This window comes from Nocardia sp. NPDC055002, assembly GCF_053608825.1.
In genome coordinates this window covers 945,198-958,101 of record NZ_JBSGWE010000001.1, presented here as the reverse complement: position 1 = coordinate 958,101, position 12,904 = coordinate 945,198, and the positions used below count along the sequence as shown (strand labels likewise).

Genomic DNA, 12,904 nt, shown 5'->3' with positions numbered 1-12,904 from the left:
CTGCAATAGTCGTCCGGGTCGGACGGTCGTGGAACGAAGGAGTAACGGTGAGCACTGCACACAGGGGCCGGGGCGAGTTGTCGCGGCGCGGGATGCTGGGTGTCGGAGTCGGCGCGGCTGCGGCGGTGGCGGTCGGCGCGACCGTCACCGGATGTGGTGACCGACCGGCCGGAGTCACCCCGTCGAGCACCCAGACCGAGCCGACCCAGGCCATCCTGGATGCCAACCGCGCGCTGGCCGACACCTTGCCCTTCGGCGATACCGCCGACTTCGCCGACGCCGACCGCGGCTGGATCGCTTCCCTCGAGCCGGGCACGGTGACCGATCCGTCGGGGAAAGTGGTGTGGGACACCGACTCCTACGACTTCCTCGCCGGTTCCTGTCCGCAATCGGTGAACCCGAGCCTGTGGCGGCAGTCCCAGCTCACCGTCAAGCAGGGCCTCTACGAGATCGCGCCGGGCTTCTACCAGATCCGTGGCCTCGACCTGTCGAACATGACGTTGATCGAAGGCGAGACCGGCGTGGTCGTCATCGATCCGCTGGTCTCGGCGGAGACCGCGGCGGCCGGGCTCGCGCTCTATCGCAAGCATCGCGGTGACCGGCCGGTCACCGGCCTGATCTACTCCCACTCCCATGTCGATCACTTCGGTGGCAGCTACGGCGTCATCACCCCGCAGGACGTCGCCGCCGGTCGTTGCCCGGTGATCGCGCCGTCGGGATTCATGGAGCACGCCGTCGCCGAGAACATCTACACCGGTACGGCGATGGCCCGCCGCGCCGCCTACATGTACGGCGCCGCCCTGCCGCGCGGTCCGAAAGGTCAGGTGGGATCCGGTCTCGGACAGACCACTTCGGTCGGCACGATCGGCCTGATCCCGCCCACCGTGCATGTCACCCGCACCGACCAGGAGGAGACCGTCGACGGCGTGCGGATGGTCTTCCAGTTGACGCCGGGCACCGAGGCGCCGTCGGAGATGAACTTCTACTTCCCCGACCGCCGCGTCCTGTGCATGGCCGAGAACGCCACCCACACCATGCACAACATCGTCACCCTGCGCGGTGCGCTGGTGCGCGACCCGCATGTCTGGTCGAAATACCTCACCGATTCGATCAACCGCTACGGCCGCCGGTCCGATCTGGTGTTCTCCTCGCACCACTGGCCGATCTGGGGTACCGATCGGATCGTGGAGTTCCTGTCGCTGCAGCGCGACATGTACGGCTACCTCAACGATCAGACGCTGCGACTGCTGAATCAGGGCTACGTCGGCGCCGAGATCGCCGAAATGCTGCGGATGCCGCCCGCGCTGACCGCGTCGTGGTCCACGCACGGCTACTACGGCTCGGTGAGCCACAACGTCAAGGCCGTGTACCAGCGGTATATGGGCTGGTTCGACGGCAACCCCGCGCACCTGTGGGAACACCCGCCGGTGGAGAACGCGCGCCGCCACGTCGACGCGATGGGCGGCGCCGACGCGGCTCTGCGGACGGCGCAGAAGGCCTACGACGCCGCCGACTACCGCTGGGTCGTCCAAGTCGTGAACTACGTGATCTTCGCCGACCCTACCAACAAGACGGCAAAAGACTTGCAGGCCAGCGCTTTCGAACAGCTCGCCTACGGCGCGGAGAACGCCACCTGGCGCAACTTCTATCTCAGTGGTGCCCACGAACTGCGCAACGGTTCCTTCGGCACGCCGACCACGGCCAACTCCGCGGCGATGGCCGCAGCGCTGAGCGTAGAGCAGGTGTTCGACGCGGTGTCGCTGCGGATCGACGGTCCGAAGGCCTGGGATGTCCGGATGAGCACCGACTGGCGGATCAGCAACGAGGACAACCGCGTTCACCGCGTCGAACTGCGCAACGGCGTGCTGGTGCACTACGACCGATTCCCCGGTGACGCGCTGCCCGCGCCCGACGCGACGATCACTCTCACCCGTCAGACCCTGATCGCCACCCTGGTCGGCGGCGCCGACCTGCGCAAGGGTGTCGCGAGCGGTGACATCGCCCTCGACGGCGATGCCACCGCACTGGCGAAGCTGCCCGGCCTGATCGACAAGCCGGACCCGAACTTCGCCATCGTCACACCGTGACGAGGTCAGGACCCGGTGGGCACCTCGCCGACCGCCTTGGCCGGATCGATCACGCCGAACACCTCGCCCTGGGGCGCTTGCAGAATGCCCATCCGGCCGAACGGGCTGTCGTCGGGGCCCATGATCACCGAAGCTCCCAGTTCGGTGGCCACGGCCAGCGAGCCGTCGGCGTCGTCGACCTGGATCCAGGTGAGCCAGTAGGGCGGGGTACTCAGCGCTGAGGCGTCCATCATGCCGCCGATCTCGTGGCTGTCACCGGGCAGCGCGAAGGTGGAGTAGGTGAAGGTTTCCCCGTCGCCGATCTCGTTGTACTGCCAGCCGAATACCGTGTTGTAGAACTGGTGTGCCTGGTCGTAGGCGGGGGTGTGCAGTTCGTTCCAGCAGTAGGCGCCGTGCTGGTTGAACACGCCGGCGCCGTGGTGGGCCTTGGCTTCCCAGACGCCGAAGACCCCGCCTGCCGGGTCGGCGGCGATGAACATCCGCCCGACGTCGAGGACATCGAACGGCGGTATGAACACCTGTCCGCCCGATTTGCTCACCCGTTCGGCGATCTCGTCGGCGCGTTCGGCCGCGAAGTAGGTGGTCCAGACCGACGGCATTTCGCCCATGCCGACCGGTTTCGGACCGATGCCCGCCGCCGGTCGGCCGTCGAGTGTGGCCATGAGATAACCGCCTGCTTCGGCGGGACCGTCCTGGACCTCCCAACCGAACAGCGTCCGGTAGAAGTCGCGGGCGGCGGTGGTGTCGTCGACCTGACAGTCGATCCAGCAGGGAGTCCCCTGCGGCCAAGCTTCGTCGCGTGTCGGCATTGTCGAACGTCCTCCTCGGCGATGGATGAAGGCCGGTCCCAACCGCACCGGCACGGGTCAGTCAACCACCAGCCACCGACATGAATGCGGAGCCGCAACCGCGCTGAACTGGAACAACGTGTCTTCACTGCGACAGTCCGAGCGGGCCGACGCTCGCCCGGCAAACTCGTTACCCCTGTTACAGTTTCCGCGCCGATCGTGCGGTGGCTTGGTCAACGTCGGAAACGAACCGGTCGGGAGCGATACATGGTGGGTAGAGGTTCGGAACGCGGGTTCGTCCGGATTCTGGTGACGGTCCTCGCGGTGGTCGTCGTGCTCGGCTGCGGCGGTGGTCCCGCCGGTGGACAGCCGCCGGACGCGCCGACCGTGCGGTGGACCGCCCAGCACGACGGCCCTGGCGCCTATCCCGAGGTGCGGGTGGAGCGCGGGGTCCAGATCGCGATGAGCGACGGCGTGGTCCTCAAAGCCGACGTCTACCGCCCGGCCGACGCCGCGGGCGTGATCGAGCAGAAGCCGCTTCCGGTGATCGTCAGCCTGACGCCGTATTCGAAACTCATGACCGGGCTGATCGAATCGGCCGCCGCGATCCCGGGCCTGCAGTCCACCGCCGTCGACATCGTGCGCAGGCTGAACCTGTCCACCACCCCGATCAGCGGTTTCGGCGACCTGATGCAGGCACTGGACGGCGGCATGATCCAGACCATGCTCGGCGTCGACCGCAAACTCGTCAGCGCCGGCTATACCGTGATCGTGGCCGATGTGCGCGGAACCGGTCTGTCGCAGGGCAAATGGGACACCCTCGGTGCGCGCGAACAACTCGACACCCGCGAGGTGATCGACTGGGCGGCCACGCAGCCGTGGTCGAACGGGCGCATCGGGATGAGCGGCGGCTCCTACTCCGGAATCAACCAGCTGCGGGCCGCCGAGAACGCCCCGCCCGCGTTGCAGGCGATCTTCCCGGTCGAGCCCGGCAGTGACCTCATGCGCGACGTGGTCGCTCCCGGTGGCGGCGTCGGCACCACCTTCCTGCCGCTGTGGCTGAACTCGGTCAACCAGCTCAAACTCGTCCCCGACGTGGCCTCGATGGTCGACGGCAGTTTCGACTGGACCTGGTTCAAGGATCGCCTCGCCGACCCGACCACCAACTTCGACCTGCTCGCCCAGTCGCTGCTCACCCCCTCGCTGTCGAACATGCCCCCCGCGCTCGACGGCGCGCTCGACGACACCTCGGCGTTCCGCGAGGCGATCATGGGCCACCCGGAGAACGTCACGGTGCCCACCTTCGTCTACGGCGGCTGGCACGACATCTTCGCCAACAGTGCGACCAAGCTCTACGAACAGATCCCGCTGCCCGCCGGGCGCAAGCAGCTCGTCGTCGGCGACACCTATCACGCCAATCCCGGTGCGGGCACCGGTGTTCCCGGCGCGCCCCCGCGCCTGGACGTTCTGCAGCGGGCCTGGTTCGACAAGTGGCTCAAGGACATCGACAGCGGCATCGAGGGATTCGGGCCGGTCACGGTGAAACAGCAAGGTGGCAGCTGGGTGACGCTGCGCGAGTTCCCGCAGCCCGGCGTCACGCATCGCCGCGTCTATCTCTCCGCCGCCCCCAGCGGCAGCACCGAGGACAGTCTGCACGACGGATCGCTCAGCGCCACCGGGCCTACGGCTACCGAAACACTCACCGTCGCACCGGGTTTGAATCAGGTCTGCTCGCGCGACGCGGCACAGGGATCGGCGGGTATGACAGCCGCGTTCGACACCTGCGCGAAGGATTCCCGCATCGCCGAACGCAACGGGCTCACCTTCACCAGCGCCCCGCTGACCGAACAGACGGTGATCTCGGGCCCGATCAACGTGCGCCTCAACACGATCCACGACGCCACCGACGGGTTCTGGAACGTCACCGTCAACGACGTGGCACCCGACGGGACCTCGACGGTGCTCACCACCGGCCAGCTCACCTCGTCGATGCGGGCCGTCGACGAACGGCGCAGCGCGCGCTCGATCAACGGCGACTTCACCGCGCCCTTCAACCCCCTCACCGTCGACCGGCTGCTGCCGGTGGTCCCCGGCGCACCCACCGATATCGATGTGGCCGTCATCCCGACCCAGGCGGTGCTGGCGCCGGGACACCGGCTGCGCATCGACGTCTTCGCGGGTAACGCGCCCAAGGCATTGCCGTTCCGGCCGATGCTGAACGCCAGCGGCCTCGAGCCCCAGCACATTCGTCTCGACCCCGCGGCGCCGAGCTTCGTCAACCTGCCCACCGACCGTCCCATTCCCTGATCGACGAAGGGGGAGCCGGCGCCCCCGCTACCCTCGGTCGGGCAGGATGCGTGGGCGTGCTGTGGAGACGAGGAGGTCGCTGTGGTCGAACCTGTCATCGTGGTGATGGGCGTGTCGGGGTGTGGGAAGACGACCGTCGGCGCGCTGACCGCCGACCGGCTCGAAGTCCCGTACGCCGAAGGTGACGACTTCCATCCGCTGGCCAATATCGAGAAGATGGCCGCGGGCATCCCGCTCACCGACGAGGACCGGCTGCCCTGGCTCGACACCGTCGCGAACTGGCTCGCCGAGCACCAGGCGACCGGCGGGGTGGCGACCTGCTCGGCGTTGCGGCGGGCCTATCGCGACCGCCTGCGCGAGAAGGCGCCGCAGACCTACTTCGTTCACCTGGCCGCCACCCGCGAGGAACTGCTCCGCCGGATGACCGGCCGACTCGGTCACTTCATGCCGACGATCCTGCTGGACTCCCAGCTCGACACCCTCGAACCGCTGCAACCCGACGAAGCGGGTGTCACCCTCAACGCGCTGCAGCCGCCGAGTGTGCTCGTCACCGAGGCCGTCGACTACTGGATCGCCGATCACCGCTGAAGTAGCGGGTGCAGCTCCTCGACCGGGGCCAGCATCAACATCGCGCCCACGACCAGCGCCGCCAGGCACACAGCGCTGAAGAACAACACCCACAGCACCGCGGGCAGATGCGTCAACCGGGCCAGCTGGTCGGCATCGGAGTCCGTTCGCCCCGGTTGCCTGCGCCGGCTGCGTTGCAGCTCGAAGACGGGCCGCACCCCGGCGGCCAGCAGGAACCACGCCGCGAGATACGCGAACGCGGCCTGCAGCAGATCGCTGCCGAACCACGACACTCCGAACACCAGTGCGCCGAGCACGAACACGGTGAGCAGCCCGTACACATTGCGTACCTTGATCAGCACCGCCGCCAGCATCACCAGCGTCGCCCACAGCATCACCGTGACCCGGCCCGTCCCGAGCAGCGCCGCGTAGCCGAGCCCGAGCAGCGCCGGCGCCGGATATCCGGCGGCCGCGGTGAGAATCATGCCGGGACCACTCGGTTTGCCGCTCGACACGGTCAGCCCCGAGGTGTCGGTGTGCAGGGTGATCGCGTGCAGCCTGCGCCCGGTGAGCAGCGCGACCAACGCGTGCCCGCCCTCGTGCGCCACGGTCACCGCGGCGCGGGTCAGCCGCCACAGCGGTCGGTAGCCGACCAGGATCAACGCCACCGCGGCGGTGGCGAGCACCAACCACCAGGCGGGTGCGGGCTGGGGTGCGAGGAGACGATCGAGCAGCGAGCTGGCAGATCCGGTGTTCACCGCCGCACTTTAACCGCCCGCGGGCTCGTGCGTCGCCGACCGTGGAACCGGACTGCCGCAGAACTGCCTGCGGTGCCGTCCATTCCGCCACCGGGCCCGTGGCGACGCGCATCGTGGTAGCAATTGGGCATGCAGATGCGCCCTCACCGCTGGACTCCGCCACGCCCCACCGCTCGTGCGCGACAGACCCGCAGCGATCCGCCGATGCCGCCGACCCGCCTGTTGCCGCTGCCGGGCAACGGCCCGGAGGATGTCGTGGTGCTGCCCGACGGCCGGATCGTCACCGGGACCGACGACGGCGCGATCTGGCGCGTCGATCCGGCCGGTGGTGAGGTCGAGCGGATCGCCGACGCCGGCGGCAGGCCGCTGGGCATGCACGTCGAGGCCGACGGCGCACTGCTGATCTGCGTCGCGGGTCGGGGCATCCTCCGGCTGGCCGAGGCGGGCGCGGAACTCGAGGTCGTCGTCGCCGAGCTCGACGGTGTCCCGATCGCGTTCCCCAGCAACGTGATTCGCGACGACGATGGCACGATCTATTTCTCGATCTCGTCGCGGCGGTGGCCGTTCGAGGAGTGGATGACCGACATTCTGGAACATTCCGGCAGCGGAGCGCTGGTCCGCCGCGATCCGGACGGACACCTGGAGGTGCTCGTCGACGGTCTCCAGTTCGCCAACGGCGTGGTCCTGGCCCCTGACCGATCCTGTCTGCTGGTCGCCGAGACCGGCGCCTACCGGATCACGCGCTACTGGCTGACCGGTCCGCGCGCGGGCACCACGGACTACGTCGCCGAGAACCTGCCCGGTTCACCCGACAACATGCTGGTGGGCAGCGACGGACTGGTCTGGGTCGGCATCGTCTCCCCACGCAACCCATTGCTGGACAGGCTCTTCCCGCTCCCGGGGATCCTGCGACGACTGGTCGACGCGCTGCCGGATCGCCTGACGCCCGCGCCCGTTCGTTCGGTCTGGGTGCTCGCGTTCGATTTCGACGGCACCCTCGTGCACGACCTGCAGCGAGACGGCGCCGACTACGCGCTGGTCACCGCGGTGGCCGAACACAACGGCACCCTCTACCTCGGTAGCCTGTCCGAGCCGGCGATCGCGGTCACCTCGGTACCGGCGAGCTGACCTCAGCGCCGCACGGTCGACGGCACCGGATGATCCGGCTCGAGTGCGGGCAGCCCGTCGATGCTGGTGGCGTTGTCGCCGGCGATCCGGCGGGCGAAATCGGCGTCGGTACGGCGGGTATGGGCTTCGTCGAGGATCGAGCGTTCCTCGACGAGCTCGAGTTTCGGCACCGACCAGCCACACGAGTCGGCGATCCGGTCGACCGAGATCACCACCACCGAACGGATACCGGTGTGACCGGTGCCGAAATGCTCACGCAGCCTGTTGAATTCGTCGGAGTCGGGGCGCACCACCCGGCCCGCACCGAAGAGTCGCAGGATGCGGGTGGTGCGGGTGAACGAGCAGAACATCACGGTGATCCGTCCGTTGTCGCGCAGATGGGCGATCGTTTCCGAGCCGCTGCCGAACAGATCGAGATAGGCGACGGTGTGGTCGTCGAGCACGGCGAAGGTGTCGCGATAGCCCTTGGGGGAGACATTCACGTGGCCGCCGACGGACGGCGCGGTGCCGATGAAGAACATCGGCTGTTCGGTGATGAATGCCCGCAACTTGTCGTCGATCCGATCGAACACCTTGCCCATGACGCACTCTCTTCGTCCCACCAGTCGGTGGGCTCCCCGCGTCCACTGTATCGACCGGCCGGACCGAGGCAGCCGTTCGGTTCACGGTGAGGGTTACCGCAGACGGCCGCGGCGAGTTGGCCGACGATATCCCTATGACGCAGACCGCACCGAGCCCCGCCCACCCCGTACAGCAGCGTTACGCGGACCCGGCCACCGAGATTCCGGCCCAGTGGAATCCGGTGCTCGAGGTGCTGCACGCGCACAAGTCGGTGCGCCGCTATCTCCCGGATCCCGTATCGCCGGACACGATTCGGCTGCTGGTCTCGGCCGCGCAGTCGGCGGCGACGTCGTCGAACCTGCAGGTGTGGAGCGTCATCGAGGTCCGTGATCCGGCGCGCCGGTCCAGGTTGGCCGCGATCGCGGGCGGTCAAGCGCATATCGAGCAGGCGCCCGTGCTGTTGGTCTGGACTGCCGACTTCGCCCGGTTGCGTCAGCTCGCCGACGATCACGACGCACCGCTGGAGGGCGCCGACTATCTCGAATCCAGCTACGTCGGCTTCGTCGACGCCGCGCTCGCCGCACAGAACGCGGTGGTCGCCGCCGAATCCCTCGGTTTGGGCACCGTCTACATCGGGGCGCTGCGCAACGACCCGGAAGCGGTTGCCGCCGAGCTGAATCTGCCCGACCACGTCTTCGCGGTCTTCGGCCTGGTTGTCGGCCACCCGGACCCGGCGGAGGGCACCAGGGTCAAGCCACGCCTACCGCAGACGGCGGTGCTGCATCACGAGACCTATGACCTTCCTGCCCAGCGTGAGCCGGTCGCCGAGTACGAACAGCGGATCGGCGAGATCTACACCGACCAGGGCCTGCCGTTCTCGTGGACCGAACGCACCCTCGCCCGGCTGGCCTCGGCGGCCTCCCTCAACGGTCGCCACCGGTTGCGGGAGTCCTTGGCCGCCAGGGGATTCCGGCTGCGCTGAGTGAGGCAACCGCTCAGCCGTCGATCGCCTTCTTGGTCAGGTCGAGCGAGCGGATGCGGGCGTCGAGGTCGTAGACGAGGATGTTGAGCATGAGCTCGTCGGGGGAGGTGGCGTCGAGCAGTTGTGCGGCTTGGGCGCGGACCGTCTCCGGCGAGCCCTGCAACTGCGCGGCCCGGCGCTGCGCCGCGAAGTGGCGTTCGGCGTCGGTGCCGGGGAAGCCCGCGGCCTGCTCCGGGGTGGCCAGTGCCTGCGGACGGCCCGAGCGCAGATTGGCGAAGGCGAGATCGCGGGGTGCGGCGAGGCGGTCTGCCTCGGCATCGGTGTCGGCGCAGATCGCGGACGCGGCCACGATCGTGTACGGCTCGCTCAGGGTCTGCGACGGCCGGAAGTTGTCGCGGTAGAGCGTCAGCGCGGCGACGGTGTTGTCGGGGGCGATGTGATGGGCGAACGCGAACGGCAGACCCAGCACCGCGGCGACCTGGGCGCTGTAGCCGCTCGAGCCGAGCAGCCATACCTGCGGTTCCGCGCCGAGGCCGGGGCTTGCCACGATCCCGTTCGGATCGGCGCCACGGAAGAAGCCGATCAGCGCGGTGAGTTCCTGGGGAAACGCGTCACCACCGAGTCCTTCGGCGCTGCGGCGCAGTGCGCGCGCGGTGACCGGATCGGTGCCGGGTGCGCGGCCGATCCCGAGATCGATCCGTCCGGGATGCAGCGACTCGAGTGTGCCGAACTGTTCGGCGACCACCAGCGGTGGATGATTCGGCAACATCACCCCGCCCGAACCGACCCTGATCCGCGAGGTGGACGCGGCCAGATGCGCCAGCACCACCGCCGGCGCCGCACTGGCGATGCCGGGCATGTTGTGGTGCTCGGCCACCCAGAATCGGCGAAAGCCCTGCTCCTCGGCGTGCTGTGCGAAGCGGGTCGTCGCGTGCAACGCGTCACCGGCTGTCGCATCCGATTGCACCGGTGCCAGATCCAGAACCGACAGCGTGACGGCGCTCATGAGCCTCCTCGAGTTGTGTATTACCCCTATGGAGGCCAACCCGCGACGGACTGCCGGTATTTCCGCGCACCGGTGGTGGTGACACCGGCCACGGTTGCGGGGCGGTAGCGTGCACGACTGATCGACGCGACGGAAGGACTGCTCCATGTCAGCCGATGGCTCCGGCCTATCCACCGACGCCCCCGTGGCGTCCGCCCCTGCGGCCGAATCGGAGGGGTACGAACGCGGCCTGAACCCGCGCACCATCCAGATGATCGCCATCGGCGGTGCGATCGGCACCGGCCTGTTCTACGGCTCCGGCGCGGCGATCGAACAGGCGGGTCCGTCGCTGATCCTGGCCTATCTCGCCGCCGGGCTGGCGATCTTCGTCATCATGCGCGCGCTCGGCGAGCTGCTGACCTACCGCCCGGTCTCGGGCAGTTTCGCCGAATACGCGCACGAGTTCCTCGGCCGGTTCGCCGGGTTCGCGACCGGCTGGTCGTACTGGGCGGTGTGGGTGTCGACCTGTATGGCCGAGATCACCGTGGCCGGCCACTACGTCCAGTACTGGTTCGATATCCCGCAGTGGGTGACCGCGCTGGTCGTGCTCGCGGTGCTGTTCACCGCGAATCTGATCTCGGTGCGATTCTTCGGTGAGGGCGAGTTCTGGTTCTCGGCGATCAAGGTGACCGCGATCCTGGCGATGATCTTGATCGGTATCGGCGTGCTGGTGTTCGGCTTCGGCCACGCCGCCGATCCCACGGTGACCAACCTGTGGGCCGACGGTGGCATGTTCCCGCACGGGTTCGGTCAGACCCTGCTGGTGCTGCAGATCGTCGTGTTCGCCTACGTCGGTGTCGAACTGGTCGGCGTGACAGCGGGAGAAGCCCGCGACCCCAAGACCACGCTGCGCAAGGCGATCAACACCCTGCCGTTCCGGATCGGTCTGTTCTACGTCGGTGCGCTCGTGGTGATCATGTCGGTGGCGAGCTGGCGCAGCTTCCACGCCGGGCGCAGCCCGTTCGTCGAGGTCTTCGAGCAGATCGGCATCCCCGCCGCAGCGGGCATCATCAACTTCGTGCTGCTCACCGCCGCACTCTCATCGTGCAATTCGGGCATCTACTCCACCGGCCGGATGCTGCGCAGCCTCGCGTTGCGTGACGAAGCGCCCGCGAAGTTCGCGATCTTGAGCAAGCAGGCGGTGCCGTTCACCGGCATCTGCGCCTCGGCGGGCGCGATGGTCATCGGGGTGGTCGTCAACGCGATCTCGCCGGACAAGGCCTTCACCTACATCACCTCGGTGAGTACCGTCGGCATCATCGTCGTGTGGAGCGTGATCCTGGTGTGCCACATCAAGTATCGCGCCAAGGTTCGGGCCGGCGAGCTGCCCGGCAGCGACTACCGGCTGCCCGGCGCTCCCGTCACCACATGGGCCGCACTGGGTTTCCTCGGGTTGGTCGTGGTGCTGTTGCTGTGGACCGATGGCGGGCGCACCGCGCTGGTCGTCGGTGCGGTCTGGGCGGCGCTGGTCTGCGCGGGCTACTACGCCTTCGGCCGTCGCGACGCGGTGCACACCGGATAGCTCCGTTTGCTGGAAAGCCGCTGGCAGAGAGCCGTTTTCTGTCGTACCCCCCCGGTATCGTCGAAGTGTCACACAACCAGCCCGGACGCGAGTGTGGCCGGGCGGTGCGAGAACGGGGGCACACGAGATGAGTGACGAGAACCGCGGCGATCTGCGGCCGCCACGCCAGCACGGAACCACCTGGCGGGAATCGGAATACCGGATACTGGCCGACGATCTGCGCGCGGGCGCCGATCTGGCCCGCACGGCGATCACGGTCGGGCGTACCGAATCGGCGGTGCGCGCCGCGCTGCGCAACTTCGTGCCGCCGGAGGAACGGGTACCGACCGCCGAACGGGAGCGCTGGATCCGCACACGCCTTGTCGCCGAACCGGAATGGGACTGGTGGGCGGTGGTGATCGACCATCACCGCCGCTCCCGCAGCGGCCTGTGGTTCACCCGCCACGAGCACTGCGCCCGCATCGGCTGGCGCAGGCGCACCCCCATGCCCGCGCTGGCCCAGGAACTGGCCACCTCGGAACTGTCGGTCGCCGAACTGCTGCGTGCGCTGGGGCTGGTCGAGAGCATCGAGGAGGCCGCCGACCGACTCGGCGCCACGCCGGGCCTCGCCCTGGCCAAACGGGTCACCGCCCGCCGCGACGAAGCCGTCGGCGCCCGCTGGATCCTGGTCGTCGACGGCGCCGCGGGCACCACCCGGCCCCGCAACGCTCCGGTCCGGCGCCAGCTGTCCCTGCACGAGACTCGCGCCGACGCGGAAGCCGAACGCGACCGGATCCTGTCCTGGCACACCCGAATCGGCCCGGAAGATCCCGACTCACCCGTCTGGTGGACCATCGCCGAACGTGGCCTCGGCGCAACAGTCGGCCACACCCGTTGCGGCACGCACGATCCCACCGCGACCGGTGGCCGAATCCGCGCCGAAGCTCTGACAGTCGGCGACATCATCCGCGTCCCGGTCCCCGACGGCGGCTTCCTCCAGGACCGCATCACCGCGATCACCCAACCCGCCGCGGGCGCGTCGATCGTCGTGGACTTGGCGCCGGTCGCCAACTCTCGAGTCCGTCGCGTCGTCGAATTCGCCTCCGATGAAATCGTCGACCTGGTGCGCAGATCGGAGGAACGCTCGGCATAGCGGGCGCGGACAGCCGAGTCCGGTCAT

General features: G+C 68.5%; 11 protein-coding genes. 7 read left to right on the top strand and 4 right to left on the bottom strand.

Features of this window, described 5'->3' with window-relative positions:
• Window positions 1-92: 92 nt before the first annotated feature.
• Window positions 93-2,087: an alkyl/aryl-sulfatase gene (locus ACWF99_RS04500; RefSeq protein ID WP_452535312.1), complete on the top strand. Its 1,995-nt coding sequence runs from the start codon at window positions 93-95 to the stop codon at window positions 2,085-2,087.
• Window positions 2,088-2,092: 5 nt separating this feature from the next.
• On the opposite strand, the gene ACWF99_RS04495 is transcribed toward ACWF99_RS04500, so the two are convergent.
• Window positions 2,093-2,896, bottom strand: a complete 804-nt coding sequence (locus tag ACWF99_RS04495; protein ID WP_452534651.1) for a VOC family protein — start codon at window positions 2,894-2,896, stop codon at window positions 2,093-2,095.
• Between the two features lie 246 nt (window positions 2,897-3,142).
• Between ACWF99_RS04495 and ACWF99_RS04490 the strand changes: the two genes are divergently transcribed.
• On the top strand, window positions 3,143-5,182 hold the full coding sequence (locus tag ACWF99_RS04490; protein ID WP_452534649.1) for a CocE/NonD family hydrolase: 2,040 nt from the start codon (window positions 3,143-3,145) through the stop codon (window positions 5,180-5,182).
• A gap of 105 nt (window positions 5,183-5,287) precedes the next feature.
• On the top strand, window positions 5,288-5,770 hold the full coding sequence (locus tag ACWF99_RS04485; protein ID WP_452535311.1) for a gluconokinase: 483 nt from the start codon (window positions 5,288-5,290) through the stop codon (window positions 5,768-5,770).
• Here the strand turns inward: ACWF99_RS04485 and ACWF99_RS04480 are convergent.
• Window positions 5,761-6,507: a M50 family metallopeptidase gene (locus ACWF99_RS04480; RefSeq protein WP_378631064.1), complete on the bottom strand. Its 747-nt coding sequence runs from the start codon at window positions 6,505-6,507 to the stop codon at window positions 5,761-5,763. The genes ACWF99_RS04485 and ACWF99_RS04480 overlap by 10 nt on opposite strands.
• A 129-nt stretch (window positions 6,508-6,636) precedes the next feature.
• Here ACWF99_RS04480 and ACWF99_RS04475 point away from each other — a divergent pair, with 129 nt between their 5' ends.
• On the top strand, window positions 6,637-7,635 hold the full coding sequence (locus tag ACWF99_RS04475) for an SMP-30/gluconolactonase/LRE family protein (protein ID WP_452534647.1): 999 nt from the start codon (window positions 6,637-6,639) through the stop codon (window positions 7,633-7,635).
• 2 nt (window positions 7,636-7,637) lie between these two features.
• Here the strand turns inward: ACWF99_RS04475 and ACWF99_RS04470 are convergent, their stop codons facing one another.
• Complete coding sequence (locus tag ACWF99_RS04470; RefSeq protein ID WP_452534645.1) at window positions 7,638-8,216, bottom strand: pyridoxamine 5'-phosphate oxidase family protein; 579 nt, start codon at window positions 8,214-8,216, stop codon at window positions 7,638-7,640.
• 134 nt (window positions 8,217-8,350) lie between these two features.
• On the opposite strand from ACWF99_RS04470, the gene ACWF99_RS04465 reads away from it, so the two are divergent.
• Window positions 8,351-9,178, top strand: coding sequence for an NADPH-dependent oxidoreductase (locus ACWF99_RS04465; RefSeq protein WP_378631068.1), 828 nt, complete (start codon window positions 8,351-8,353; stop codon window positions 9,176-9,178).
• A 13-nt stretch (window positions 9,179-9,191) separates the two neighbouring features.
• On the opposite strand, the gene ACWF99_RS04460 is transcribed toward ACWF99_RS04465, so the two are convergent.
• Window positions 9,192-10,184, bottom strand: coding sequence for an LLM class flavin-dependent oxidoreductase (locus ACWF99_RS04460; RefSeq protein ID WP_378631070.1), 993 nt, complete (start codon window positions 10,182-10,184; stop codon window positions 9,192-9,194).
• A 145-nt stretch (window positions 10,185-10,329) separates the two neighbouring features.
• Here ACWF99_RS04460 and ACWF99_RS04455 point away from each other — a divergent pair, with 145 nt between their 5' ends.
• Together ACWF99_RS04455 and ACWF99_RS04450 are read left to right on the top strand one after the other, a co-directional pair.
• Window positions 10,330-11,745 carry an amino acid permease gene (locus tag ACWF99_RS04455; protein WP_378631071.1) on the top strand — a complete coding sequence of 472 codons (1,416 nt, stop codon included), beginning with the start codon at window positions 10,330-10,332 and terminating at the stop codon, window positions 11,743-11,745.
• A 127-nt stretch (window positions 11,746-11,872) separates the two neighbouring features.
• Window positions 11,873-12,877 (top strand): hypothetical protein, encoded by a 1,005-nt coding sequence (locus tag ACWF99_RS04450; RefSeq protein ID WP_378631072.1) that lies wholly within the window; start codon window positions 11,873-11,875, stop codon window positions 12,875-12,877.
• The last annotated feature ends 27 nt before the right edge of the window (window positions 12,878-12,904 follow it).

What these genes read in the sequence shown, in the direction of transcription:
- ACWF99_RS04460 (WP_378631070.1), bottom strand. Translation starts at nt 10,184, where the DNA reads ATGAGCGCCGTCACGCTGTCGGTTCTGGATCTGGCACCGGTGCAATCG.
- ACWF99_RS04455 (WP_378631071.1), top strand. Translation starts at nt 10,330, where the DNA reads ATGTCAGCCGATGGCTCCGGCCTATCCACCGACGCCCCCGTGGCGTCC.
- ACWF99_RS04465 (WP_378631068.1), top strand. Translation starts at nt 8,351, where the DNA reads ATGACGCAGACCGCACCGAGCCCCGCCCACCCCGTACAGCAGCGTTAC.
- ACWF99_RS04490 (WP_452534649.1), top strand. Translation starts at nt 3,143, where the DNA reads ATGGTGGGTAGAGGTTCGGAACGCGGGTTCGTCCGGATTCTGGTGACG.
- ACWF99_RS04475 (WP_452534647.1), top strand. Translation starts at nt 6,637, where the DNA reads ATGCAGATGCGCCCTCACCGCTGGACTCCGCCACGCCCCACCGCTCGT.
- ACWF99_RS04495 (WP_452534651.1), bottom strand. Translation starts at nt 2,896, where the DNA reads ATGCCGACACGCGACGAAGCTTGGCCGCAGGGGACTCCCTGCTGGATC.
- ACWF99_RS04470 (WP_452534645.1), bottom strand. Translation starts at nt 8,216, where the DNA reads ATGGGCAAGGTGTTCGATCGGATCGACGACAAGTTGCGGGCATTCATC.
- ACWF99_RS04500 (WP_452535312.1), top strand. Translation starts at nt 93, where the DNA reads ATGCTGGGTGTCGGAGTCGGCGCGGCTGCGGCGGTGGCGGTCGGCGCG.
- ACWF99_RS04450 (WP_378631072.1), top strand. Translation starts at nt 11,873, where the DNA reads ATGAGTGACGAGAACCGCGGCGATCTGCGGCCGCCACGCCAGCACGGA.
- ACWF99_RS04485 (WP_452535311.1), top strand. Translation starts at nt 5,288, where the DNA reads ATGGGCGTGTCGGGGTGTGGGAAGACGACCGTCGGCGCGCTGACCGCC.